Source organism: Nocardioides aromaticivorans (assembly GCF_013408525.1).
GTDB lineage: Bacteria > Actinomycetota > Actinomycetes > Propionibacteriales > Nocardioidaceae > Nocardioides > Nocardioides aromaticivorans.
Genome location: NZ_JACBZM010000001.1, coordinates 3,893,752 through 3,916,638 on the forward strand (window position 1 = coordinate 3,893,752; position 22,887 = coordinate 3,916,638).

The window sequence follows — 22,887 nt, forward strand, 5'->3', positions numbered from 1 at the left end:
TCCACGTGTACCACCACCTGCACCGGATCGGTGATCGCATTGACCAGCTGCTCGGCGCCCTGTGGGAGGTACAGGGCACCGACCTGATGCTGACCGTCGGGATGCCGCCCATGCTCCGCGTCGACGGATCGCTCCGTCCGATCCCGGGCCAGCCGGCGCTCAGCGCCGAGGACACCGATGACCTGCTGGCCGAGGTGCTGACGCCGGAACAGGCGACGGCGTGGAGCGCCCAGCACGAGTACGACTTCTCCTTCTCCTGGCGCGAGCACGCTCGGATCCGCGGCAATGCCTTCACGCAGCGCAACCTGACCGCCGTCGCCCTGCGGATGATCCCGCGCCATGTCCCGACCGTCGACGAGCTCGGCCTTCCGGTGGCGCTGCGCGAGCTCTCCATGCGCCACCAGGGCCTGATCCTGATGACCGGGCCCACCGGCTCCGGCAAGTCGACCACCCTCGCCTCGCTGATCGACCTGATCAACTCGAACCGCGGCTGCCACATCATCACCGTCGAGGACCCGATCGAGTACGTCCACGACCACAAGATGGCGGCGGTCAACCAGCGTGAGGTCGGCACCGACACCGCGAGCTTCCGCGACGCGCTGCGCTCCGTGCTCCGCGAGGACCCCGACGTCCTGCTCGTCGGTGAGATGCGCGACCTGGAGTCGATCCAGTTCGCGCTCACCGTCGCCGAGACCGGCCACCTCGTGTTCGCGACGCTGCACACCAACGACACCGCCCAGTCGCTGGGCCGGATGATCGACGTCTTCCCGGCGGAGCAGCAGGCCCAGATCCGGGTCCAGCTCGCCGCCGCACTGAGCTGCGTCGTCTACCAGCGGCTGATCCCCAAGATCGGTGGCGGGATGACCGCGGCCTACGAGGTGCTCGTCGCCACGCCCGCCGTCCGCAACCTGATCAAGGAGGGCAAGACCCACCAGCTGCGCAACTCCCTGGTGACCGGCGCCCAGGACGGGATGATCACTCTTGAGCAGTCGCTGTCGCGCCTCGTCCAGGATGGCATCGTGACCGAGGAGGAGGCGGCCGCGCGCAGCCTCTACCCGAAGGACATCGAAGCGCGTCCGCGCTACTCGACGGTCCCCGCCGCAATGGGCTCCCGCTGAACGAGGACGGACGATGAGGCTCAAGGGACGCCACAGCAAGGTCGAGGCGCCGATCGCGGCACCCCGAACCGACGAGGACGACGAGCGGCTCGGTCGGATCCTGGTCAGCGCAGGCCGGGTGCAGCCCTACCAGCTCGACGCCGTTCGAGGGCAGGAGGGAGCACTCGCGACGAAGCTCATCGCGAGCGGCGCCATCACCGATGATGCGCTGGCGCGGACGCTCTCCGAGCACCACCAGGTGCCGTTGGCGGACTTCCGCACCATCACACCGGCTGAGGAAGCCATCGCCCTGCTGACCCGGGAGCAGGCCACCACCCTGCAGGTGCTGCCGGTCGCCGTGGACGACGACGCAGTCACGGTCGCTGTGCTCGACCCGGCTCCGGAGCGGATCGCCGCCGTGGCATCGGTGCTCGAACGACCGGTCCGGGCGGCGGTCGCCACGGCGCGTGACCTAGAGCGGGGCCTTGCCACCTCGTACCGGGCCACCCACGAGGTCGGCGGCCAGATCACGGCCTTCGAGGCGCGCGACGCGCTGCGCAAGGACACCTTCGACCTGGACGGCGTCAACGTCAACGAGGACGCGCCGGTCGTGCGGGTCGTCCAGTCGATCATCACCCAGGCCATGCGCGACCGGGCCTCAGACATCCACGTCGAGCCGACGGGTGAGCGGGTCCGCGTGCGCTACCGGATCGACGGCGCCCTGACCGAGGTGCTCGACCTGCCCGGCTCCATCGGGCCGGCCATCGTCAGCCGCGTCAAGATCCTCGCCGACATGAACATCGTCGAGCGACGCCGGCCGCAGGACGGTCAGATCTCGATGGTCATCGAGGGTCGCGAGGTCGACATCCGGGTCTCGACGACCGCGGTCGTCGGCGGCGAGAAGATCGTCATGCGGGTGCTCGACAAGAGCCGGCCGCTCTTCGAGCTGGAGCAGCTCGGCATGCCGGCCGACACGGCGGAGCGCTACTCCGCGCTGATCCACAACCCGTTCGGCATGGTGATCTGTGCCGGCCCCACCGGTGGTGGCAAGACCACCACGCTGTACGCGTCGCTCGGCGAGCTGAACAGCCCCGAGAAGAACCTGATGACGATCGAGGACCCGGTCGAGTACACCTTCGACTCGATCAACCAGATCCAGATCAACGAGGCGGCCGGCATCACCTTCGCCGGTGGCCTCAAGTCCATCCTGCGCCAGGACCCGGACGTGATCCTCGTCGGCGAGATCCGTGACGTCGACACCGCCCGGATCGCCGTGCAGTCGGCGCTCACCGGTCACTTCGTGCTCTCGTCGCTGCACGCGACCGAGGCGGTCTCGGCCCTCTACCGACTCCTCGACATGGGCATCGAGGCCTTCCTCATCGCCTCGTCGGTGACGGCTGTCGTGGCCCAGCGCCTGGTTCGCCGCAGCTGTACGTCGTGTCTCGAGCCCTACCAGCCGTCGCCCGACGAGCTCGCCTTCCTCCAGCAGTACGGCGGGCAGGAGCCGATCGGCGGCTTCCAGCACGGCACCGGCTGCCACTTCTGCGCCCACACCGGCTACCTCGAGCGGATCGGTGTCTACGAGATGCTCGTGGTGACCGACGAGGTGCGCGAGCTGATCGTCGATCGCGCCCCCCACGACCAGATGCGAAAGCTCGCCCGCAGCCAGGGGATGCGCACCCTGCAGGAGCAGGCGGCACAGCTGGTCACCCACGGCACGACCACGGCCGCCGAGGTCATGCGCTCCATCTACGTGGCAGGAGTCTGAGCATGCCGAAGTTCGCCTATGTCGGAGTGGACCCGCAGGGCCAGAGCGTCAAGGGGACCCAGAAGGCCGCCAACCGCGGCGACGCCGAGGTCGCGCTCTACGAGCAGGAGCTGCGCGACCTGCGGGTGCATGAGAAGACGAGCATCCTGCAGTACGAGATCTCGGGACCGCGGATCAAGCGCGAGCACGTGATGCACCTGTCCCGCCAGATCGCGGCGTTCCTGCGCGCGGGCCTGCCGATCCTGGATGCGGTGCACTCGATCGGTGCCGAGAGCGAGAACTCCTCGGTGCGCCGGATGATGCACGACATCGAGGACGGGCTGCGCACCGGCGAGCGCTTCTCGGACACCCTGGAGCGCTACCCGAGGGTGTTCCCGGAGTTCTACCGCGGCATCGTGCGCTCGGCCGAGCTGACCGGCGAGCTGGACACGGTCCTGTCCCGCCTCGCGGTCTACATCGAGCGCGACCTCGAGGCGCGGCGCAAGATCAAGTCGGCCATGATCTATCCGATCGCCGTCGCGATCATGTCGGTGGCGACGGTGCTCGTGCTCGCGCTCTACGTGCTGCCGAAGTTCGTCGACTTCTTCGACTCGCTGGACGCCGAGCTCCCGCTGCCCACCCGGATGTTGCTCGGATTCACTGGTTTCCTGGGCGACTGGTGGTGGGCGATCCTGATCGGTATCGCCACGGTCTCCCTGCTCTTCTTCATCTCCCAGCGCTTCGAGCGCGGGAAGTACGTCTTCCACGCCTTCCTGCTGAAGGTCCCCGTCCTGGGCGAGACCATCCAGTACGCCCTCGTCGAACGCTTCTGTCGCGTGATGGCCTCGATGGTCAGCGCGGGAGTCAACCTGCCCGAGGCCATCCGGGTCGCGACGGACTCGCTGCGCAACCGGGTCTTCATGAAGCGTCTCAACGGCGTGACGGAGCAGATGCTCGAGGGGCAGGGCATCGCCGGCCCGCTGGCGCGGACGCAACTCTTCCCGGGAACCGCCACTGCCATGTTGCGCGTCGGCGAGGAGACGGGGTCGATGGACACCCAGCTCGAGGTGACGGCGGAGTACTACGAGGACGAGCTCGACTACAAGATCAAGAAGCTCACCGCGCTCTTCGAGCCGATCGTGATCGTGATCATGGGTGGCATCGTCGGCTTCGTCGCGGTCGCCCTGGTGTCTGCGATGTACGGGATCTTCCAACAGGTCGAGCTCTGATGCAGTGGCTCGCGCGCCGGCGTACAGCGTCCACCTCTGATGCGGGTGTGACGCTCATCGAGACGCTCGTCGCGCTGTCGATCCTGGCCATCGCCGGGGTAGCGATCATGGCCGGCCTCCAGCTGGCAGTGAAGAGCTCCGACATCCACCGCAAGCAGTCCACCGGCGGCTCCGCGGTACGCACGTACGCGGAGGCGATCGAGAAGTATCTCGACGCCGATGGCAACTATGTCCCGTGCGCTGGTGCGGGCGCCTATGCGCCGGCGACGGTGGGCTACGCCGTCCCCTCGGGCTACACGGCCTCGGCGTCAGCCGCGCAACCGCTCGACGGCAACGGCTCGGTGATCACGACCGGCTCCTGCCCGTCGAGGGACAAGGGCGTCCAGCGCCTGACCCTCACGGTTGCGAGCTCGGACAGCAGGGCGACAGAGCGCTTGACGATCGTCGTGCGGCGCTCGTGTGGGACGGGGACGGCATGTCCCTGAATCCGGATCGCCGCGACCTGCGCGATGACAGCGGCTTCACCCTGATGGAGCTGATGATGACGGTGACGATCATCGGCTTCGTGATCGCGGGACTCACCGGGATCGTCATCAGCTACTTCAAGACGACCGTGGACACCCAGGCGCGGCTCACCGAGTCGCACGACGTGCAGTTCGTGGCGGCGTACTGGCAGCGGGACGTGGCGAGCATCGGTGTCCGCTCCTTCGACGCCGGCACCAAGACGTTCCCGCTGCAGCAGTCGGTCGACGTGACGCCTGCGTGTGCGCTCCCGTCGGGCACGGTCGTGGCCACCCTCGCGTGGAGCGAGTACACCTCGCTCGACTCGACCGCCACGCCCGCTCGCGTGACGGTGAGCTATGTGGCCCAGGCCGACGGCACCGGCTATGACCTGGTCCGCCGCCGGTGCAGCGGCGCGACCGTTGACTCCACCGTCGAGGTGGCCCACAGCCTCAACGCACTGCCGACCAAGACGTGCGATGTCGCCTGCACCGGCTCCGGCGCCAACGTGCCCTCCGTGGTCAACCTCAACCTGTCCGTGCTGGACCCCGAGGGCAACGGTACGACCGCCTACACCGCCACGCTCTCTGGCGAACGGAGACAGTCATGAACTTCCGCCTGCGGCGCCGCCGCTCCGACGAGGGCGCTATCCTCATCATCGCGATCTTCGTCGTCGCCGTGGTGGCCGTGGTGACGGGCGCCGTGCTGACGCGGGGGGACGGAAGCCTCCGCGCCACCGTCGCGCTGCGCGACGTCGCCCGCTCGTCGTACGCCGCCGACGCCGCCGCGCAGGTGGCGATCAACGGTCTCCGGACCGGCTACAGCGTGGGCTCGGGCAGCAGTGCACAGGTGCCGAAGTGGTACTACACCAATGTCGCGGGCACGGGCTGCTTCGGCTACGACGGCAGCGGCTCCTCGACCACCCCGAAGGACACCCTCGTCCTCGACGGCCTGATCCCCAAGCAGACGGGAGAGACCCAGAGCGCCATGTCGGCAGCCGTGGTCTGCGAACCCGAGGAGGCCACAGGCGCACAGGGATCGGCCGTACCGATCAACAGCAGCAACAAGCCCGGCTACGCGATCGTCGCCCTCGGCGACCGGACGACGAAGACCGGCGGGAACATCTCGGCCTCGCAGACCCTCAACGTCCACGGCGGCGTCTATGCCAACGGCAACATCTCGGGCCCCGTCGCCCTGGACGCCGGCGACGTGAAGGCCACGGGGACCTGTTCGGCGACGACCGTGGTCGCGCCCTCCACCAAACGATGCTCGGACTCGCCCCCCGCTGCGGCCGCGCTGAACGACCCGAACTACAACCACGAACTGGGCTCGACCGTGCCCGCGCTGCAGCAGCCGCCGACGTCCTGCACGGGCGGCGTGGCCGAGTTCGCGCCGGGCTACTACGACAGCGCGCAGGCACTGAACACCGCCATGGGCCTGTGCCGGGTGATGTGGTTCAAGCCGGGCAACTACTACTTCGACTTCCACGACGAGACCTGCGCCAACGTCTGCCCGGACAACCTCTACGCCGGCACCACCAATGTCTGGACGATCCCGCGTGGCACCGACGTCGTCGGGGGGACGCCCACCAACCCGACGACTGGCGCAGTCCTCTCGCGGCCTCCCTCGCCGCTCCCGGCGAACGGCAACGGGCTGATCCCGGGCAACTGCCAGAGCCCGATCACGAACATCAACGCCCAGGGCGTCCAGTTCGTCTTCGGCGGCAACAGCAGGCTGTTCCTGGACGGCAACGGCAGCAGCGGTGCCCGGATGGAGCTCTGTGCGACCTATCACGCCAACCGTCCACCCATCGAGCTCTACGGACTCAAGACCGGCAGCACCCCCACCTCGGCCCAGGCGAACGGACTGCTTCCCAGCGGCAGCGTGACCACGACCCAGCCGCAGGGAACGTGGACGAACGCCACTGCTGCGGCGGTGAGCGCCGACGGCGGCGCCGAGGCGACCTGGACCACCACCGGCAACGGGACCAAGAACGGCACGATCACGGTGCCCGGTTTCACCCCGGTCCAGAATGTCCCGGCCGGCGCCATCCTGACGGGTGCCTCGTTGCGCGTGAAGCACAAGGACGTCGCCAACGCGAGCACGGTGACCGTCCAGGTGACCGGCGCGCCCGCCGCGACGGGCACGTTCAACGTCCCCGTGCGCAACACGACGAGTGGTGTCGACACCGTCAACCTCGCGACCGCGGACCCGACCCAGTTCCAGGCGCTGCAGAAGCAGGTGCACGACTACGGCTACTCCGGCGCGCGGCTGGTGTACGCGGTCAAGGTGACCACCAACGGAAACAACACCGTCACGCTGGACTCCTTGGCGCTCGACCTGACCTACTACGTCCCGGTCCTGCGCGGTGAGCAGGGCACCTGCATCGAGACCGGCACGAGCTGCCCCATCCTCGGCACCGACCCGAGCGGCAACAACAAGATCAACATGTACCTCCAGGGGACCACCTACGTTCCCTACGGCCACATGAGCATCGTGCTCAGCAACTTCAGCGCCGAGGTGGCCAAGTTCGGCGTCGTCACGCGATCGGTGTCGTTCAGCGTCAACACGGGAAACCCGCGCTACACCGGCCCGGTGTTCGAGATCCCTGACGACTCGCCCGGCTTCGGGTTCGAGCGGACACTCGTGCGCCTCAAGGTCTACCTTTGCCCCGGCGTCACGTCCGGGTGCACGCCCGGTGGCGGGGAGCTGGCTTTGGAGTCGCGCGTGGAGCTGTTCGACGAGGGTGGCACCCCAGGACCTCCGAACCGTGAAGTGACCGTGCTGAACTGGAGCCACACCCGCTGACCGAGCAGGACTTCCTCGACATCGCGATCCCGGCGATCGCCGGCCTCCTCGGGCTGGCCATCGGGTCGTTCCTCAACGTCGTCGCGCACCGGGTGCCGGCGGGGGAGTCCGTGGTGCACCCGCCCTCCGCGTGCCCGAAGTGCGGGCACGCCATCCGGACCCGGCACAACGTCCCCGTGCTCGGGTGGCTGGTGCTGCGGGGGAAGTGCTTCGACTGCGGTGAGCCGATCAGTCCGCGGTACCCGCTCGTCGAGGCGGGGACGGGGGTGGCCTTCGCGCTGGTGGCGCTCCGGCTCGGGGCGGACGAGGCGGGGCTGCGGTTGCTGCCGGCGTACCTCGCCTTCGCCGGGATCGGGATCGCGCTCGCGCTGATCGACTTCGACGTGAAGCGGCTGCCGGACGTGATCGTGCTGCCGTCGTACCCGGTCCTGGCGGCGCTGCTGCTGATCGGCGGGGACGGAGACGCGCTGCTGCGGGCGCTGATCGGGGCCGCCGTGCTGGGGGCGTTCTACTTCATCGTGTGGTTCGTCGCGCCCGGCGGGATGGGGTTCGGGGACGTGAAGCTGGCCGGGCTGGTCGGCGGGATGACCGCGTACCTGACGTGGGGGACCTTCCTCGTCGGCGCGTTCATGGGCTTCCTGCTCGGGGCCGTCGCCGGCGTGCTGCTGATGGTCGGCGGGAAGGCGGGGCGCAAGACGGCGGTGCCGTTCGGGCCGTTCATGATCCTGGGCGCGTGGACGGCGATCCTGGGCGCGGGCGAGCTGGGGAACTACTACCTGGAGCTGATCGGGGTGTGAGGGTGCCGGGGGTCTCGTGACGGTTGCTGCGCAACCTCCTCGACCACCGGCGGTGCTGCGCAACCTCCTCGACCACCGGCGGTGCTGCGCAACCTCCTCGACCACCGGCGGTGCTGCGCAACCTCCTCGACCACCGGCGGTGCTGCGCAACCTCCTCGACCACCGGCGGTGCTGCGCAACCTCCTCGACCACCGGCGGTGCTGCGCAACCTCCTCGACCACCGGACTCACAGGAACGCGCGGACCCCGTCCACGGCCGAGGAGATGCGGTCCGCTGCGGACGAGGAGACCTCGCCCTTCTCCTGGCCCTCTGCCAGCTTCCGGGCGATCTCGTCGAGAGGCTTGGCGAGCGTGTCGTCCTCGTCGTCGCCGCCCTTGCCCCCTTTGCCGGGCTTGCCGGGCTTGCCGGGCTTGTCGTCCTCGAGCGCCTTCTGCAGGTCCTCGACGCGCTTGGTGAGGTCGTCGGCGGTCTTGCCCTCGAGCCCGCCCGACCGGGCCTCCTGGGCGACGACGTCGCGGAGGGCGGCGACGGCGTCGGCGAGGGTCGAGGGTTCCGCGGCACCGTCCGTGGTCGCAGGGGGCGCCGTGCCGGGATCGTCCGTCGTCGGAGTCGGCGTCGCGGTCGAGCGCTCGCTGGTGCTCGCCGAAGCGTCCGGCGGCGGGGCGTCGTCGTCCTGCGCGAGGACCGCGATGACCACCACGAGGACGACGACGGCAGCGAGCGCCGCGGCGGCGAGCATGCCGACGGGCAGGCGCCGCCGAGTCGTGGGTGGTGGCGGGGGAGGTGGCGGCAGCACGGCCGTGGTGGACGGGGACGGAGCGGCGTCCGGCAGCACTGCGGTGGCGCCGGGTGAGGGCGGACCACCGCGCTGCAGGGCGGCGACGCCGGCCGCACGTCGTACCGGGTCCTTCGCGAGCAGGTCGTCGACGGCGGCGTCCAGCCAGGCGGGTACGCCGTCGCGCCGGTCGCTCACGCGGGGCGGGGCCTCGTCGAGGTGCTGGCGCAGCACGGCCATCGGGTGCTCGGCCGTGAACGGCGGCTCCCCGGTCAGGAGCGTCATCAGGGTGCAGCCCAGGGCGTAGTGGTCGCTCGCCGGGGTGGCGGCGTCGCCACGGGCCTGCTCGGGGGAGAGGTACGACGCACTTCCGACCACCATCCCGGTGGCCGTCAGCCGGGTGCCGGTCGCCTCGGTCAGGCGGGCGATCCCGAAGTCCACCAGGCGCACCCGTCCCCGCGCGTCGAGGACCAGGTTGCCGGGCTTGACGTCGCGGTGGAGGACTCCCACCCGGTGGGCGGCCTCGAGACCCGTGGCCGCCTGCGCGGCGAGGTCGGCGGCCCGCTCCGGCGCGAGCGGTCCCTCCTCCCGGACCAGCGTCGCCAGCGTCGGGCCGGGCAGCAGCTCCATGACGAGGAAGGCGCGGTCGCCGTCGGTGCCCGCGTCGTAGACGCCCACGACGTGCGGGTGGTTGAGGGACGCGGCCGTGCGTGCCTCCTGCTGGAAGCGCGCCGTCTCGGCGTCGTCGGCTCCGGCGAGCGAGACCACCTTGACCGCGACGTCGCGCTGGAGCGCCGTGTCGCGGGCCTGCCACACCTCGCCGCTCGCACCACGCCCGATCGGGCTCCGCAGCTCGTAACGGCCGGCCAGCAGGTCACCCGGAGACATGGCGCCATGATGCCCGTTCGGCGCCGACGGCCCGCGCACCGGACCAGTGCCGGGCGGGGCTCAGCGCAGCGGTCGGTCGTCGTGGTGGACGACGCGCTCGCGGCGCCACGGCGGTGCGACGACCAGGGACAACACGATCGCGAGCGCACCGGCGACGATCAGGATCGTGCCCAGCAGGTCGTCGTTGACGTAGTCGATGTCGACGGTGATGACGTCCAGGGCGAGGATCAGGCCGAGGACGAGGAGGACGATTCCGAGTCCGATGTACATGCCCGCTCGGTGCCCCGGGGCAGCCACCGCATACCCGTGCGCCGAGAGGGCGTCTCCTGGCGGTTGCTGCGCCACCTCCTCGACACCGGGCGGGCGGGATCAGAGCGTCAGCGCCACCAGCAGCCCGAGCATCAGCAGGATGCCGAGGAAGAGGTGCAGCCCCGACGCCTCGGCGTCGACGGGCCGGCGGCCGGCCGCGCGGCGGCCCGGGGGCTGGGCGAGTGACATGGCGGGCTCCTCAGCGCAGCGGACGGTCGTCGTACTCGTGGACCACGCGGTCGCGTCGCCACCGCGGAGCCATGAAGAGCGACAGCACGATCGCGAGCACGCCGGCGACGATGAGGATCGTGCCGAGCGCGCCGTCGTCGACGAACTGCAGGTCCACCGTGATGACGTCCAGGGCGAGGATGAGGCCGAGGACGAGGAGAACGATTCCGAGTCCGATGTACATGGCGCTGTCAGTGCCCGGCGACGACCGGTCCAGACCCATCGGATCGTAGGACGGATGGAGGCGCCGTGCGCGACCTCAGCGGCCGCCGGGGTGCCGCGGCGGAGCAGCCGCCCCACTCGACGCGGGCTGCTCCGCCGCGGTCGTTTCGTGCGCCCGGCCCCTCGGGCTCAGCGCTGCGTGAAGCAGACGAGGCAGCTGTGCGGCTCGTGCTGGATATGGCTGGCGTGCAGGCGGTCCGCCCGGCCGAGCAGCTCGTCGAGGGCCCGCTCGGAGGCGGCGATCTCGAGGATGGTCTCCTCCAGCTCCGCGGGGATCCGCGGACCGGCCGGCGCGGTGGCCGCGCCGAGCGAGACGTCAGTGTCGACGACGGTGGCTTCGAGAGCGCTCATGGGTTCCTCCCTGAACTCCTGACACATGACCGAGACCCTTCTTCACGAGGATCAGGGGTCGCTCACCGCCGTAGCAATGGGCGCGCGTCAGGTCAGGTCGAAGGATTCGGGCGGATGACCCGTCGTGACTACCCACCCGGGACGACCGTCTCGGATCCTCTCCGCGACGACCATCGGATCCGCTACTGCAGCGCCGCGGTCAGCCGCATCACGTTGTCGACGTACTTCGTCCGGCGCGGGCGCCGCTCCCACTCGGGGAGGGTCAGCTCCGTCGACAGGGCCCGGTAGTCGTCCTGCACCTCGCGCAGCCGCTCGACGACGGCGGGGTCGGGGAGCATCAGCGAGATCTCGTAGTTGAGGCCGAACGAGCGCATGTCCATGTTGCTGGAGCCGATCACCGCGACGTCGTCGTCGATCGTGAAGTGCTTCGCGTGGAGGATGAACGGCGCGGGGTAGCGGAAGATCCGGACGCCGGCCTCGAGCAGCGCGCGGTAGTACGACGCCTGTGCGTGGCCGACCATGAACTGGTCGGAGACCTCGCTGACGAACAGCTCGACCTCGATGCCGCGCTCGGCCGCGGTGGTGACGGCGTAGAGGAGCGACTCGTCGGGCACGAAGTACGGCGAGGTCAGGGAGATCCGCTGGGTCGCGGCGTAGATCAGCGACGTGAACATGCGCAGGTTGTTCTCCGCGACGATGCCCGGGCCGCTGGGGACCACCTGGCAGGGGACGTCGAGCACCTCGTCGGGGCGGACGTCGGGCTGGCCGAAGACGGGCACCAGCTCCACGACCTCGCCCGTCTCGACGTACCAGTCCGAGGCGAAGACGGCGTTGAGGCCGCCGACGACCGGGCCCTCCAGGCGCACCATCAGCTCGACCCACTCGCGGCCCAGCCGGTGGTTCTTCGGATTGTTGTAGCCGGGCTCGGTGAGGTTGAGCGAGCCGGTGAAGCCGACGGTGCCGTCGACGACGAGGATCTTGCGGTGGTTGCGCAGGTCCGGGCGGCGGAACCGTCCCTGCAACGGCTTGATCGGCAGCATCGGGTGCCACTCGATCGACGTACCCCGCAGCCGCTTCAACATCCGGCGGTAGCCCTTGAGGCGGCGCGAGCCGAGGTGGTCGAAGAGCAGGCGTACGTCGACGCCGCGGCCCGTCGCGCGCACCAGCGCCTGGAAGAGCGGGTCGGTCACCTCGTCCCACGCGGTGATGTAGAACTCCACGTGCACGTGGCTGCGCGCCCGCTCGACCTCGCGGGCCATCTCCTCGATCACGCCCGCGTAGTCCGGCCACAACTGGACCTCGTTGCCTCCGGTGAGGGGGAGCGCCCCGAGGTGGTGGTTGAGGTCGGCGACCCGCGCTATCGGCGCCGGGAGCACGGTGCTGTCGAAGGACAGCGGCAGCTCGTCGGCACGCTCGCGGATCGCCGCGATCGCCGCCTTCTGGCGGGTGATCCGCCGGTTGCCGAGGCGGGTGCGGCCGAGCAGCAGGAAGATCGAGAACCCGATGATCGGCTCGATCATGATCAGCAGCAGCCAGGCCATTCCCGTCGAGGGCTTCCGGTTGCCCGGGATGATCCCGAGCGCGACGAAGCGCAGCACGATGTCGAGGCCGAGGACGATCCAGCCGAGCGTCGACGTCGGCACAGGGAAATTCATGGATGAACAGTAGGGCGGGCGTTCGTCACAGGCGCACAACCGACGCGTCGGTTGTTGTCGCGTCGGGCCGGTCCGGACGGGGCGCCCGCGTCCCTACGGTGGCGCGACAGCTCGCACGCCACCCTGGAGGAAGCCATGTCCGCACCCGTCGCCATCGTCACCGGATCCGCGAAGGGCATCGGCCTGAGCACGGCCCGCGAGCTCGCCTCCCGGGGCTACCAGCTCGTGGTCTCCGACCTCGACGCCTCGGCCGCCGAGGTCGCGGCGAAGGAGATCGACGGCGCGATCGCCGTACCCTGCGACGTCCGTGACGAGGACCAGGTCCGGGCGCTGGTCGCGGCCACGACCGACCACCACGGGCGCCTCGACCTGATGGTCCCCAACGCCGGCATCGGCATCGTCGCGCCGATCCTCGACACCGACCTCGCCCAGTGGCGCGAGGTCACGTCGGTCAACCTCGACGGCGTCTTCCTCAGCCTGCGCTGGGCGGCGCCCGCCATCATCGCCTCCGGCGGCGGCTCGATCGTCTCCATCGCCTCGGTGAGCGGTACGACCGGCACGCCCCTCATCGCGTCGTACGCCGCTGCCAAGGCCGCGGTCATCAACCTCACCAAGACCGCGGCGATGGAGCTGCGCGACCACGGCGTCCGGGTCAACGCCGTCGCACCGGGCTTCATCGGCACCGACCTGGTCAACGACGCGGCGCCCGAGTTCGAGCGCCTGCTCGGCCTTCCCGAGGGCGGCTTCGGTCCGGTGATCGAGGCCAAGCAGGGGCGCTTCGGCGACCCGGAGGACGTGGCGCGGGCGGTGGCCTTCCTCGCGGACGCGCAGCAGTCGTGGGTGACCGGGTCGATCCTCACCCTCGACGGCGGGATCACGTCGTCGCTGATCTGATCGCGCCGACGGCTCCTCGACCAGCGGTGCGGGTCAGCCGACCGAGCGGCCGATGCCCTGCGCGGCGACCTGGAGCGCGGCGACGAGGCGGGTGCGGTCGCGCTTGAGCGAGGGCACCACGATGCCGAGGGCTCCGATGACCCGGTCGCCTGCGCTGATCGGCACCGCGACGGAGCAGGCGCCCAGCGTCATCTCCTCGACGGTGGTCGCGTAGCCGTCGTGGCGGATCCGCTCCAGCTGCTCACGCATCCGCCCCGGCTGCGTGATCGTGTACGGCGTCACGCGGGCCAGCCGCGCGAGGGCGGCCTCGACGACGTCCTCCGGTGCGTGGGCCAGGAGCACCTTCCCGACACCGGTCGCGTGGAGGGGGAGCCGGGAGCCGACGGTGCTCACGACGGGCACCGACGCGCGACCGGACAACCGCTCCAGGTAGAGCACCTCGGTCCCCTCGCGGACGGCGAGGTGCACCGTAGCGCGGGTGGCGGCGTGCAGGTCGTTCATGAACGGCGCCGCGATCTCGCGCAGCCCCGTCTCGACGGGGGCGAGCAGGCCCGTCTGCCACAGGCGTCGCGCGACGACGTACTCGCCGGTGGGGCGGCGCACCAGCGCGCCGCCGGCCACCAGCTCGCCGACCAGGCGGTGCGCGGTGGGGACGGGCAGGTCGGCGCGCCGGGCGAGCTCGGAGAGGGTGAGCCGGCGGTGCGCGTCGTCGAACGCGAAGAGCAGCGCGAGCGCCCGGGAGACGACGGTCGCGCCGGGGACGGAGGTGTTGCCGGCCATGAGTACCTTTCGCTGAGTGGAATGACTCTATCGCCCGGGGCGCGGCGCGGGCCTAGCGTGTGACCGTGCTCACCACCACGTCCACCAGCACCGCCCCGGCCCTCGTGCCGCAGGAGCAGGTCACGGCCGAGATCACCGAGGCCCACGCCGCGACGCCGCCGGGTGCCGCGCAGCCGCGGATCGACTTCCCGCCGTACCGCAGCTCGGTCCTGCGCCATCCCACCAAGGACCTGCGCCACGCCGACCCGGAGGGCATCGAGCTGGTCGCGCCGGTCTTCGGCCACTCCGACGTCGACCCCGTCGAGGCGGACCTCACGATCCAGCACGGCGGCGACCCGATCGGCGAGCGGATGGTCGTGACCGGGCGCGTGCTCGACGGCGACGGGCGGCCGGTGCGCCACCAGCTCGTGGAGATCTGGCAGGCCAACGCGGGCGGGCGCTACATCCACAAGCGCGACCAGCACCCTGCTGCGATCGACCCGAACTTCACCGGCGTCGGCCGCTGCCTGACCGACGCCGACGGGAACTACCGGTTCACGACGATCAAGCCCGGCCCGTACCCGTGGCGCAACCACCACAACGCCTGGCGGCCCGCGCACATCCACTTCTCGCTGTTCGGCACGGAGTTCACGCAGCGGCTGGTGACGCAGATGTACTTCCCGGGCGACCCGCTCTTCGCGCTCGACCCGATCTACCAGTCGATCACCGAGCAGTCCGCGCGCGACCGGCTCGTCGCGACCTACGACCACGACGTCACCACGCACGAGTGGGCGACCGGCTACCGCTGGGACATCGTCCTCACCGGCACGCACGCGACCCCGCTCGAGGCCACCTTCGACGACCAGGACGGGGAGGACCACCGATGACCGCCACGCTGGAGCCGACGCCCGGCCAGACCGTCGGCCCGTTCTTCCACTACGCCCTGCCGTACGACGGCGGCGCGCACCTGGTCCCGCCCGGCACGCCGGGCGCGGTCCGCCTCCACGGCACCGTGTACGACGGCGCCGGGGTCCCGGTCCCCGACGCGCTCCTCGAGATCCGCCAGGCCGACGCCGCCGGCGCGACCCCGCGGGTCGAGGGCTCCCTCGCCCGCGACGGCCGGTTCACCGGCTGGGGGCGGGCGGCGACCGACGCCGGCGGGCGGTACGCCTTCACGACGGTCGCACCCGGGGGAGTGCGGGGCGGTGCCGCCTTCTTCGCGGTCACCGTCTTCGCCCGCGGCCTGCTCGACCGGCTCTTCACGCGCGCCTACCTGCCGGGGGAGAGCGACGCCTTCCTCGCCGGGCTCGCCCCGGAGGACGCCGCCACGCTGCAGGTGGTCCGCGACGAGGCCGGCGACCTGCGCTTCGACGTCCACCTGCAGGGCGAGCGCGAGACGGTCTTCCTCGCCTACCCGCGGCACCGGGCCTGACATGGCCGGCGTGCTGCGCCCCGGCTCCCACCGGGCCACCGACGTCGCCGACGACGGGGCCGTCGTGGCGGCGATGCTGTGCGTCGAGGTCGCGTGGGCGAAGGCGCTCGTCGCGACCGGCGTCGCGACCGAGGCCGAGGCGGCGAAGGTCGCGGAGGCCGCGGCCGGGCTGGACGTCGACCTCGACGCGCTGGCGGTCGCCGCGGAGGCCGCGGGCAACCCGGTGGTGCCGCTGGTCGGCCTGCTGCGCGAGGCCGCCGGCGACGCGGCCGGTGCCGTGCATCGCGGCCTGACCAGCCAGGACGTCCTCGACAGTGCGCTCGTGCTGCTGGCGCGCGACGCCGTCGTACGGCTGCGGTCGCACCTGGTCGCGACCGGCGACGCGCTCGCGTCGCTCGCCCGGACCCACCGTGACGACGTCGCCGTCGCACGCACCCTCACGCAGTGGGCGGTGCCGACGACCTTCGGCCTCCGGGCCGCGCAGTGGCTGGCCGGCGTCGACGACGCGGTCGCCCGCCTCGACGCGCTCTCCTTCCCGGTCCAGTACGGCGGCGCCGCGGGTACCCGCGCGCTGCTCGCCGAGCTCGCCGGACCCGGCGCGGACGCCGCGGCCCCGGCCCTCGCGGCCGCGCTCGGCCTGGCCGACGCGCTGCCCTGGCACACCCGCCGGGGAGCCGTGACGGCGATCGCCGATGCGCTGGTCGCCGCGACCGACGCGCTCGGTGTGCTCGCCGCCGACGTCCTCCTGCTCGGACGGCCCGAGGTCGCCGAGGTCCGCGAGAGCCTGGCCGAGGGGCGCGGTGGCTCGTCCACGATGCCGCACAAGCAGAACCCCGTCCTGTCCGTGCTCGTCAACGCCGCCGCCCAGCAGGCGCCGGGCCTCGCCGCCCAGCTCCACCTCGCCGCGGCCGGCGCCGTGGACGAGCGGCCGGACGGCGCCTGGCACGCCGAGTGGCCGGCGTTCGCGCGACTGCTCGAGCTCGCCGTCACCGCCGGCAGCCAGGCCGCCGAGCTGGTCGCCGGCCTGCAGGTCGACACCTCAGCCATGGCGGCGCGCGTCGCCGTCGCGACGGACGCCGGTGCCCTCGACGCCCGGGGCGCGACCGGCGAGGCCGGCCGGCTCGTCGACCTCGCGGTCGCGCGGTGGGAGGGCCGTCATGCCTGAGCTCGCCCTCACCCAGCTCGCCGGCGACGACGACGCTCCCCGCGTGCTCGTCGTCGGACCGTCGCTCGGCACCGGTGCCGCCGACCTCTGGCAGTCCTGCGCGGCGTCGCTGCCGGCTGACCTCCAGGTCGTCGGCTGGGACCTGCCCGGCCACGGTGCCTCCCGCCCGACGGCGGCGGCCTTCACGATCGACGACCTCGCCTCCGCCGTGCGCGACGGCGCCTCCCGGGTGGCCGCCGGCCGCCCGGCCGCCTACGCCGGGGTGTCGCTCGGCGGCGCCGTCGGCTTCGCCCTCGCGGCCGACCCGGGCCCGTTCGGCGCCGTCGTCACCCTCGCCTCCGCACGCGTCATCGGTACGCCGGAAGGCTGGCACGACCGGGCCGCCTTCGTCCGCAAGGCCGGCACCTCCGCCATGGTGGCCGGCTCCTCGGAGCGCTGGTTCGCGCCCGGCTTCCTCGACCGCTCGCCGTCCGCCGGCGGTGCGCTGCTGATGGCGCTGCGCGAGGTCGACGACGAGTCCTACGCGCTCGCCTGCGAGGCGCTGGCCCGGTACGACGCCCGCGACCGCGCATCCGTCGTACCCCTGCTCGTGGCGGGTGGGTCCGCCGACACCGTGGTCACGCCCGACCAGGTCGACGTCGTGCTCGACGGCGTCGGCCACCTGCCCCCGATCGAGGACCCGGCCGCGACGGCCGCGCTGGTCCTGAGCCACCTCGAGGAGAACCTGTGAGCGACCCCTACGTCGACCCCCACGACGCCGGCATGCGGGTGCGCCGCGAGGTGCTCGGCGACGCGCACGTCGACCGCGCCGAGGCGGCGAAGACCGCCTTCACCGAGGACTTCCAGGCGCTCATCACCCGCTTCGCGTGGGGGAGTGTGTGGACCCGTCCCGGCCTCGACCGCCGGTCGCGCTCGGTCGCCGTACTGACCGCGATGATCGCGCTCGGCCACTGGGACGAGTTCGCGATGCACGTGCGGGCCGCCCGCACCAACGGGCTCACCGACGACGAGATCGCCGAGGTGATCCTGCAGGCCGGCATCTACTGCGGCGTCCCGGCCGCCAACCACGCCTTCGCCGTCGCGAAGCAGGTCCTCGAAGGACTCGACAGCACAGGGGAGCAGCAGTGAACCGCACGACCACCGAGGTCGCCATCGTCGGCGCCGGCCCCGCCGGCCTGATGCTCGCGCACCTGCTCCAGCGGGCCGGGATCGACTCGGTCGCGATCGACATCCGCACCCGCGAGGAGATCGAGAACACCCACCGCGCCGGGATCCTGGAGCAGGACAGCGTCCGGCTGCTCGTCGATTCGGGCGTCTCCGACCGCGTGCACCGCGACGGCTACCGCCACGACGGGATCGAGCTCGCCTTCGGCGGCGCCGGGCACCGGATCGACTTCCAGGGACTGGTGGGCGCGAGCACCCAGCTCTACCCGCAGACCGACGTCTTCATCGACCTCGCCGACGCCCGGGTCAGGGACGGGGGAGACGTCCGCTTCGGCGTACGCGACGTCTCGGTCGCCGACCTCACCACCGACCGCCCGGTGATGAGGTTCACCGATGCGGAGGGCGTCGCGCACGAGGTCGCGGCGAAGGTCCTCGTCGGCTCGGACGGCTCGCGCAGCATCTGCCGCCATGAGTTCCCGGAGGCGCTGCGCCGGCAGTTCTTCCGCGAGTACCCCTTCGCCTGGTTCGGCATCCTCTGCGAGGCCCCGCCCAGCAGCGAGGAGCTGATCTACAGCCACTCCGACCGCGGGTTCGCGCTGATCAGCCAGCGCACCGAGTCGCTGCAGCGGATGTACTTCCAGTGCGACCCCCGCGAGGACGTCGCCGACTGGTCCGACGACCGGATCTGGGAGGAGCTGCAGTCCCGCGTCGGCGCGAACGGCTACGTGCTCAAGGAGGGCGCGATCACCTCGAGGACGGTGCTGCCCTTCCGCAGCTTCGTCCAGGAGCCGCTGCGCCACGGCAACCTCGTGCTCGCCGGCGACGCCGCGCACACCGTCCCGCCGACCGGCGCCAAGGGCCTCAACCTGGCGCTCGCCGACGTCCGGGTGCTGGCCGAGGAGCTCGAGCGCCACCTGCGCTCCGGCGCCGCGGACGCGCTGGACTCCTACGCCGAGCGGGCGCTGCAGCGGGTGTGGCGGGCCCAGCACTTCTCGTACTGGATGACCACGCTGCTGCACCGCCTGCCCGACGCCAGCGACTTCGACGTACGACGCCAGGTCGGCGAGCTCACGTCGATCGTCTCGTCCACGGCCGGCTCGACGTACCTCGCGGAGGGCTACACCGGCTGGCCGTCCTGACGTCGGGACGGGAACGCGCAGCCTGCGGGCACCCCGAGCCGTCGCAGCACGACCGCCGCCGGGCAGAAGCCGGTGAGACTCGACTGGAGGAGGTTCACGCCGACGAAGGCCGTCAGCAGCAGCCACCACGGGGAGACCAGGGCGGCGAGCGCCGCGCTGAGCAGCACCAGCGAGCCCGCGAGCGCGAGCACCAAGCGGTCGACGTTCATCGCCACCACCGCTTCGGCTTCTCGTGGCCCGGGCACCACTGGTCCGCGGGCACCTGTGCCCTGACCGAGGCGATGTGCTGGCCGCATCCGGCCCAGGTCGTCTTGCTGCAGATCCTGCAGCGCACGGGACGGCACATGGCTCAGGCCTCCTCGGTCTCGGCCAGCGCGTCGGCGAAGGAGCAGAAGGCGTCGTACGCACGGGCGCCGTGGATGGTCGCGGGTCCGCCGTGCATCAGGAAGGTGACGCCGATGGCCTCGGCGGCCTCCTGCTTGGTCGCACCCGCGCGGGCCGCTGCCTGCGCGTGGGAGGCGATGCAGCCGTCGCAGCCCTCGACGACGCCGATGGCGAGGGCGATCAGCTCCTTGGTGCGCTTGTCGAGGGCGCCGTCGGCGAAGGCCGCATGGGAGAGTGCGCCGAAGCCGGAGTAGACGTCGGGGATGGCCCGGCGCAGCTGGCGGTGCAGGGGCGAGAGCTCGTCGAGCAGTGGCTTGCCGTGGGGCGAGGTGTGGTCGGTCATGTCGGGTTTCCTCTCGGGTGCGTGGTGCGGTTCAGTCGTGGGCGAAGGTGATGGCGGGCAGGATCCGGCGCAGCCACACCGGCGTCGCCCAGGCGGCGCGGCCGGAGACGCGCAGCAGGACGGGCAGCAGGACCAGGCGGACGAGGAAGGCGTCGAGCAGGACGGCGACCCCGAGGATCACGCCCATCTCCTTGGGAGGCAGTGGGCCGGACAGGGCGAAGGTGAAGAACACCGCGACCATGACGCCGCCGGCGGCGAAGATCACCCGGCCGGAGTGGGCCACGGCGCCGACCATGGCCTCGCGCGGGTCGCCCGACTTCTCCCAGTGCTCCTTCGCCGAGGCGAGCAGGAAGACCGTGTAGTCCATCGCGATGGCGAAGATCATCGCGAAGAAGAACACCGGCGCCCAGGCGTCGAGGAAGCCCTGTGACTCGAAGCCGAGCAGGCCCGCGCCGTGGCCCTCCTGGAAGACCAGGCGGGCGACACCGAAGGCGGCGGCGGTGGACAGCAGGCTCGCGAGCGTGCCGAGCAGGGAGATCAACGGTGCCTGCAGGGCGACGAGCAGCAGCAGGAAGCCGAGGAGCAGGACCACGCCGATGACCACCGGCGTCGAGCGGTGCAGTTGGTCGGTGAGGTCGATGTTCTCGACGGCGGCGCCGCCGACCAGCGCCGAGTCGGGGAGCTCGGCCCGGAGCCGGTCGACCGTGTCCGGGAGCGCCGGGTCGGAGGGGTCCACCGTCGGCATCGCCTGGACGAGCACCCGGTCGGTGCCGTCGGTGGCCGGCATGGCGGGCAGCACGGCGGCGATGCCCGGGTCCGCGGCCAGGGCGGCGCTCGTGGCGTCGGCGTCGATACCGTCCGCGACGACCTGCAGCATGCCGGGCGCGCCCGGTCCGAAGGCGTCCTTGACCTGCTCGTAGCCGAGCCGGGCACTGGCGTCCTCGGGCAGCACCTTGATCGAGGGCATGCCCGTCTTCAGGCCGAGGACGGGAGCGGCCAGGACCAGGAGCACCAGGGTGGAGCCGATGCCCCACACCGCCGGCCGCCGCCACAGGTGCTCACCCCACCGGGCGAACACGGGGGAGCGGTGCTCGCCCACCTTCACCCACGGCAGGGCCAGCCGGTTGATCCGCCCGTCGAGCTTGAACAGCACCAGCGGCAGCAGGGTGAGCGTCGCGGCCAGCACGAAGACGACCGAGATCATGATGCCGCCGGCCATCGAGCGGAACGACGGCGAGGGCACGAGCATCACGGCGGACAGTGACACCAGCACGGTGGCGCCGGACAGCAGGACCGCCTTGCCGGCCGTGTCCATGGTCTCGGCGATCGCCTGGCGTGGCGAGCCGTGCTGGCCGAGCCGGGCCGCCCGGTAGCGGACGACGAGGAAGAGTGCATAGTCGATGCCGAGTGCCAGGGCGAACATCATCGCGAAGTTCATCGCCCAGATGGAGACGGGCACGACCTCGTTGATGAGGACCAGCGAGCCGGCGGAGGCCACCAGCCCGGCCAGGGTCAGCAGCAGCGGAAGCCCGGCTGCGACGAGGGCGCCGAAGGCGAGCACGAGGATCGCCAGGGTGACCGGCCAGGAGAACATCTCCGAGGTCAGCATCGCGTCGAGGTTCGCCTCGTTGAAGTCGGACCACAGCAGCGACGAGCCGGTGGGATTGACCTCGACGCCGCCGGTCGAGAGGCCCTGGAGCTCCTCCTTCAGGTCGGTGGCGACCCGGACCATCTCGTTGGTGTCGACGCCCGCACCCGCGAGCACGACGGCGGTGCGGCCGTCGGGGGAGAGGCTGGCGCCGGGCACGGGGGCGATGACCTCGGCCAGGCGCGGCTCGTCCTCGAGGATGCGCGTCACCTCGGCCACGACCCGGGCGCCGGTGCCGGACTCGAGCGATCCGTCGGTCGCGTGCACGACGACCTGGATCGCGTGGCTGGCGTCGCCGCCGAAGTGCTCCTGCGCGAGGTCGCGCACGGTCACGGACTCCGAGCCGTCGGCCTGCCAGCCGGCGCCGGAGAGGCTCTTCTCCACGGACGGGGCGAAGACGCCCAGCCCGATCACGATCGCGATCCAGACGAGGCCGACGCCTCCCCGGTGCTCGGTCACCCAGACCCCGAGCCGCCCGAGGGGGCCGGGCCGCCAGGTGTGCGAGGCCGCCTCCGGTGCGGCCGATGTCGTCTGCGCCACGGTGGCGCCTCCTTTCGAGTTATCCCCCCGGGGGGTTAGGATCAGGACAGTAGCAGATCCCCCCGGGGGGATAGTGAATCGACAGGAGAACCCGATGGACAGCACCGACTTCACGCTGGGAGCCACCCTCGATGCGTCGTACGACGAGACGGTGGCGCGCGTGCGCGCCCTGCTCGCCGACGCCGGCTTCGGCGTCCTGACGGAGATCGACATCCGCGCCACGCTCCAGGCCAAGCTCGGCGTGGAGGTGCCCGCACAGCTGATCCTCGGCGCCTGCCGGCCCGAGCTGGCCCACCGTGCCCTGCAGGTCGAGCCGCGCGTGGCGGCGCTGATGCCGTGCAATGTCGTCGTCGCCGACGCAGGGGAGGGGCGCACCCGCGTCGATGTCATGGACCCTGCGCTGATCGCCTCACTGGCGCCGGACCCCCGGCTCGCCGAGGTGGCCGCCGAGGGTCGTGCCCGGCTGACCGGGATGATGGAGGCACTGACCGCGACTGCAGCACCTGACGGGAGCAACCGATGAAGCTGGAGCCTGAGGAGATCAAGGCGATCATCACCCGCCTCAAGCGGGCCAACGGCCACCTGGCGTCGGTGATCCGGATGCTCGAGGAGGGCGCGGAGTGCGAGGACGCGCTGATGCAGCTCGCCGCCGTCAACAAGGCGGTCGGGCGCGGCGGCTACGCGCTGGTCGCCACCGGCCTGCAGAAGTGCCTGGTCGAGGGCGGCCCGGACAGCGTCGACGCGAAGAAGATGGAGAAGCTCTTCCTCGCGCTGGCCTGATCTTCGCCGTTCACCTACCGAATTCGTCGTGG

General features: G+C 71.5%; 26 protein-coding genes and 1 pseudogene. 16 read left to right on the plus strand and 11 right to left on the minus strand.

Features of this window, described 5'->3' with window-relative positions:
- Positions 1–5 precede the first annotated feature (5 nt).
- The 7 genes from BJ993_RS18685 to BJ993_RS18715 are packed head-to-tail and all read left to right on the plus strand — an operon-like array spanning position 6 to position 8,179.
- Complete coding sequence (locus BJ993_RS18685; protein ID WP_308645625.1) at positions 6–1,118, plus strand: type IV pilus twitching motility protein PilT; 1,113 nt, start codon at positions 6–8, stop codon at positions 1,116–1,118.
- 13 nt (positions 1,119–1,131) lie between these two features.
- Complete coding sequence (locus tag BJ993_RS18690; protein ID WP_179650504.1) at positions 1,132–2,865, plus strand: GspE/PulE family protein; 1,734 nt, start codon at positions 1,132–1,134, stop codon at positions 2,863–2,865.
- Positions 2,866–2,867: 2 nt separating this feature from the next.
- On the plus strand, positions 2,868–4,073 hold the full coding sequence (locus tag BJ993_RS18695; RefSeq protein WP_179650505.1) for a type II secretion system F family protein: 1,206 nt from the start codon (positions 2,868–2,870) through the stop codon (positions 4,071–4,073).
- Positions 4,074–4,120: 47 nt separating this feature from the next.
- Positions 4,121–4,558: a type II secretion system protein gene (locus tag BJ993_RS18700; protein WP_179650506.1), complete on the plus strand. Its 438-nt coding sequence runs from the start codon at positions 4,121–4,123 to the stop codon at positions 4,556–4,558.
- Positions 4,549–5,184, plus strand: coding sequence for a PulJ/GspJ family protein (locus BJ993_RS18705; RefSeq protein WP_179650507.1), 636 nt, complete (start codon positions 4,549–4,551; stop codon positions 5,182–5,184). The genes BJ993_RS18700 and BJ993_RS18705 overlap by 10 nt, the downstream gene beginning before the upstream one ends.
- Positions 5,181–7,382, plus strand: a complete 2,202-nt coding sequence (locus BJ993_RS18710; protein ID WP_179650508.1) for a hypothetical protein — start codon at positions 5,181–5,183, stop codon at positions 7,380–7,382. Before BJ993_RS18705 ends, BJ993_RS18710 begins: the two co-directional genes overlap by 4 nt.
- Positions 7,383–7,435: 53 nt before the next feature.
- Positions 7,436–8,179: a prepilin peptidase gene (locus tag BJ993_RS18715; protein ID WP_257027576.1), complete on the plus strand. Its 744-nt coding sequence runs from the start codon at positions 7,436–7,438 to the stop codon at positions 8,177–8,179.
- Positions 8,180–8,405: 226 nt separating this feature from the next.
- On the opposite strand, the gene BJ993_RS18720 is transcribed toward BJ993_RS18715, so the two are convergent.
- From BJ993_RS18720 to cls, 6 genes are all read right to left on the minus strand, one after another.
- Positions 8,406–9,842 carry a serine/threonine-protein kinase gene (locus BJ993_RS18720; protein ID WP_179650509.1) on the minus strand — a complete coding sequence of 479 codons (1,437 nt, stop codon included), beginning with the start codon at positions 9,840–9,842 and terminating at the stop codon, positions 8,406–8,408.
- A gap of 60 nt (positions 9,843–9,902) precedes the next feature.
- Positions 9,903–10,112, minus strand: coding sequence for a DUF6458 family protein (locus BJ993_RS18725; RefSeq protein WP_036541940.1), 210 nt, complete (start codon positions 10,110–10,112; stop codon positions 9,903–9,905).
- A gap of 99 nt (positions 10,113–10,211) precedes the next feature.
- The gene (locus BJ993_RS26085) at positions 10,212–10,340 is read right to left on the minus strand and encodes a hypothetical protein (RefSeq protein ID WP_257026918.1); all 129 of its coding nucleotides are present in this window, start codon (positions 10,338–10,340) and stop codon (positions 10,212–10,214) included.
- Between the two features lie 10 nt (positions 10,341–10,350).
- Positions 10,351–10,563, minus strand: a complete 213-nt coding sequence (locus tag BJ993_RS18730; RefSeq protein ID WP_179650510.1) for a DUF6458 family protein — start codon at positions 10,561–10,563, stop codon at positions 10,351–10,353.
- Positions 10,564–10,730: 167 nt separating this feature from the next.
- Positions 10,731–10,952 (minus strand): hypothetical protein, encoded by a 222-nt coding sequence (locus tag BJ993_RS18735; protein WP_179650511.1) that lies wholly within the window; start codon positions 10,950–10,952, stop codon positions 10,731–10,733.
- A gap of 182 nt (positions 10,953–11,134) precedes the next feature.
- Positions 11,135–12,607 carry a cardiolipin synthase gene (cls, locus tag BJ993_RS18740; RefSeq protein WP_179650512.1) on the minus strand — a complete coding sequence of 491 codons (1,473 nt, stop codon included), beginning with the start codon at positions 12,605–12,607 and terminating at the stop codon, positions 11,135–11,137.
- 135 nt (positions 12,608–12,742) lie between these two features.
- Between cls and BJ993_RS18745 the strand changes: the two genes are divergently transcribed.
- Positions 12,743–13,501 (plus strand): glucose 1-dehydrogenase, encoded by a 759-nt coding sequence (locus BJ993_RS18745; protein ID WP_036541947.1) that lies wholly within the window; start codon positions 12,743–12,745, stop codon positions 13,499–13,501.
- Positions 13,502–13,534: 33 nt separating this feature from the next.
- On the opposite strand, the gene BJ993_RS18750 is transcribed toward BJ993_RS18745, so the two are convergent.
- Positions 13,535–14,281 carry an IclR family transcriptional regulator gene (locus BJ993_RS18750; protein ID WP_036541949.1) on the minus strand — a complete coding sequence of 249 codons (747 nt, stop codon included), beginning with the start codon at positions 14,279–14,281 and terminating at the stop codon, positions 13,535–13,537.
- Between the two features lie 65 nt (positions 14,282–14,346).
- Between BJ993_RS18750 and pcaH the strand changes: the two genes are divergently transcribed.
- Genes pcaH through BJ993_RS18780 form a run of 6 tightly spaced genes read left to right on the plus strand, consistent with a single transcriptional unit; the run spans position 14,347 to position 19,160 of the window.
- On the plus strand, positions 14,347–15,147 hold the full coding sequence (gene pcaH / locus BJ993_RS18755) for a protocatechuate 3,4-dioxygenase subunit beta (RefSeq protein WP_308645626.1): 801 nt from the start codon (positions 14,347–14,349) through the stop codon (positions 15,145–15,147).
- Positions 15,144–15,692, plus strand: a complete 549-nt coding sequence (pcaG, locus tag BJ993_RS18760; protein ID WP_036541950.1) for a protocatechuate 3,4-dioxygenase subunit alpha — start codon at positions 15,144–15,146, stop codon at positions 15,690–15,692. The genes pcaH and pcaG overlap by 4 nt, the downstream gene beginning before the upstream one ends.
- Before the next feature lies 1 nt (position 15,693).
- Entirely contained in the window at positions 15,694–16,857 is a 1,164-nt protein-coding gene (locus BJ993_RS18765) for a lyase family protein (RefSeq protein ID WP_179650516.1), read from the plus strand.
- Positions 16,850–17,587: an alpha/beta fold hydrolase gene (locus BJ993_RS18770; RefSeq protein ID WP_179650518.1), complete on the plus strand. Its 738-nt coding sequence runs from the start codon at positions 16,850–16,852 to the stop codon at positions 17,585–17,587. Before BJ993_RS18765 ends, BJ993_RS18770 begins: the two co-directional genes overlap by 8 nt.
- The gene (gene pcaC / locus BJ993_RS18775; RefSeq protein ID WP_036541954.1) at positions 17,584–17,985 is read left to right on the plus strand and encodes a 4-carboxymuconolactone decarboxylase; all 402 of its coding nucleotides are present in this window, start codon (positions 17,584–17,586) and stop codon (positions 17,983–17,985) included. The genes BJ993_RS18770 and pcaC overlap by 4 nt, the downstream gene beginning before the upstream one ends.
- Positions 17,982–19,160, plus strand: coding sequence for a 4-hydroxybenzoate 3-monooxygenase (locus BJ993_RS18780; RefSeq protein ID WP_036541956.1), 1,179 nt, complete (start codon positions 17,982–17,984; stop codon positions 19,158–19,160). Before pcaC ends, BJ993_RS18780 begins: the two co-directional genes overlap by 4 nt.
- Here BJ993_RS18780 and BJ993_RS18785 read toward each other — a convergent pair.
- The 4 genes and pseudogenes from BJ993_RS18785 to BJ993_RS18795 all read right to left on the minus strand — a co-directional run bounded on the left by BJ993_RS18785 (position 19,139) and on the right by BJ993_RS18795 (position 22,075).
- The gene (locus BJ993_RS18785) at positions 19,139–19,369 is read right to left on the minus strand and encodes a YgaP family membrane protein (RefSeq protein ID WP_179650520.1); all 231 of its coding nucleotides are present in this window, start codon (positions 19,367–19,369) and stop codon (positions 19,139–19,141) included. The genes BJ993_RS18780 and BJ993_RS18785 overlap by 22 nt on opposite strands.
- 23 nt (positions 19,370–19,392) lie before the next feature.
- Positions 19,393–19,506: pseudogene (locus BJ993_RS26840) on the minus strand (DUF8730 family Cys-rich protein); the annotation flags it as partial.
- A gap of 3 nt (positions 19,507–19,509) precedes the next feature.
- Complete coding sequence (locus BJ993_RS18790) at positions 19,510–19,887, minus strand: carboxymuconolactone decarboxylase family protein (RefSeq protein WP_179650522.1); 378 nt, start codon at positions 19,885–19,887, stop codon at positions 19,510–19,512.
- 31 nt (positions 19,888–19,918) lie between these two features.
- Positions 19,919–22,075 carry an MMPL family transporter gene (locus BJ993_RS18795; RefSeq protein ID WP_308645627.1) on the minus strand — a complete coding sequence of 719 codons (2,157 nt, stop codon included), beginning with the start codon at positions 22,073–22,075 and terminating at the stop codon, positions 19,919–19,921.
- A 94-nt stretch (positions 22,076–22,169) separates the two neighbouring features.
- Here BJ993_RS18795 and BJ993_RS18800 point away from each other — a divergent pair, with 94 nt between their 5' ends.
- Both BJ993_RS18800 and BJ993_RS18805 read left to right on the plus strand, forming a co-directional pair.
- Positions 22,170–22,598, plus strand: a complete 429-nt coding sequence (locus tag BJ993_RS18800) for a DUF302 domain-containing protein (RefSeq protein WP_179650526.1) — start codon at positions 22,170–22,172, stop codon at positions 22,596–22,598.
- A complete protein-coding gene (locus BJ993_RS18805; protein ID WP_036541962.1) occupies positions 22,595–22,855 on the plus strand; it encodes a metal-sensitive transcriptional regulator in 261 nt (86 codons plus the stop codon). Before BJ993_RS18800 ends, BJ993_RS18805 begins: the two co-directional genes overlap by 4 nt.
- Positions 22,856–22,887 lie beyond the last annotated feature (32 nt).

Excerpts from the sequence above, each read along its gene's own strand:
- BJ993_RS18690 (WP_179650504.1), top strand. The coding sequence starts at position 1,132 with ATGAGGCTCAAGGGACGCCACAGCAAGGTCGAGGCGCCGATCGCGGCA.
- BJ993_RS18695 (WP_179650505.1), top strand. The coding sequence starts at position 2,868 with ATGCCGAAGTTCGCCTATGTCGGAGTGGACCCGCAGGGCCAGAGCGTC.
- BJ993_RS18705 (WP_179650507.1), top strand. The coding sequence starts at position 4,549 with ATGTCCCTGAATCCGGATCGCCGCGACCTGCGCGATGACAGCGGCTTC.
- BJ993_RS18710 (WP_179650508.1), top strand. The coding sequence starts at position 5,181 with ATGAACTTCCGCCTGCGGCGCCGCCGCTCCGACGAGGGCGCTATCCTC.
- BJ993_RS18720 (WP_179650509.1), bottom strand. The coding sequence starts at position 9,842 with ATGTCTCCGGGTGACCTGCTGGCCGGCCGTTACGAGCTGCGGAGCCCG.
- BJ993_RS18725 (WP_036541940.1), bottom strand. The coding sequence starts at position 10,112 with ATGTACATCGGACTCGGAATCGTCCTCCTCGTCCTCGGCCTGATCCTC.
- BJ993_RS26085 (WP_257026918.1), bottom strand. The coding sequence starts at position 10,340 with ATGTCACTCGCCCAGCCCCCGGGCCGCCGCGCGGCCGGCCGCCGGCCC.
- BJ993_RS18730 (WP_179650510.1), bottom strand. The coding sequence starts at position 10,563 with ATGTACATCGGACTCGGAATCGTTCTCCTCGTCCTCGGCCTCATCCTC.
- BJ993_RS18735 (WP_179650511.1), bottom strand. The coding sequence starts at position 10,952 with ATGAGCGCTCTCGAAGCCACCGTCGTCGACACTGACGTCTCGCTCGGC.
- cls (WP_179650512.1), bottom strand. The coding sequence starts at position 12,607 with ATGAATTTCCCTGTGCCGACGTCGACGCTCGGCTGGATCGTCCTCGGC.
- BJ993_RS18745 (WP_036541947.1), top strand. The coding sequence starts at position 12,743 with ATGTCCGCACCCGTCGCCATCGTCACCGGATCCGCGAAGGGCATCGGC.
- BJ993_RS18750 (WP_036541949.1), bottom strand. The coding sequence starts at position 14,281 with ATGGCCGGCAACACCTCCGTCCCCGGCGCGACCGTCGTCTCCCGGGCG.
- pcaG (WP_036541950.1), top strand. The coding sequence starts at position 15,144 with ATGACCGCCACGCTGGAGCCGACGCCCGGCCAGACCGTCGGCCCGTTC.
- BJ993_RS18765 (WP_179650516.1), top strand. The coding sequence starts at position 15,694 with ATGGCCGGCGTGCTGCGCCCCGGCTCCCACCGGGCCACCGACGTCGCC.
- BJ993_RS18770 (WP_179650518.1), top strand. The coding sequence starts at position 16,850 with ATGCCTGAGCTCGCCCTCACCCAGCTCGCCGGCGACGACGACGCTCCC.
- BJ993_RS18785 (WP_179650520.1), bottom strand. The coding sequence starts at position 19,369 with ATGAACGTCGACCGCTTGGTGCTCGCGCTCGCGGGCTCGCTGGTGCTG.
- BJ993_RS18790 (WP_179650522.1), bottom strand. The coding sequence starts at position 19,887 with ATGACCGACCACACCTCGCCCCACGGCAAGCCACTGCTCGACGAGCTC.
- BJ993_RS18800 (WP_179650526.1), top strand. The coding sequence starts at position 22,170 with ATGGACAGCACCGACTTCACGCTGGGAGCCACCCTCGATGCGTCGTAC.
- BJ993_RS18805 (WP_036541962.1), top strand. The coding sequence starts at position 22,595 with ATGAAGCTGGAGCCTGAGGAGATCAAGGCGATCATCACCCGCCTCAAG.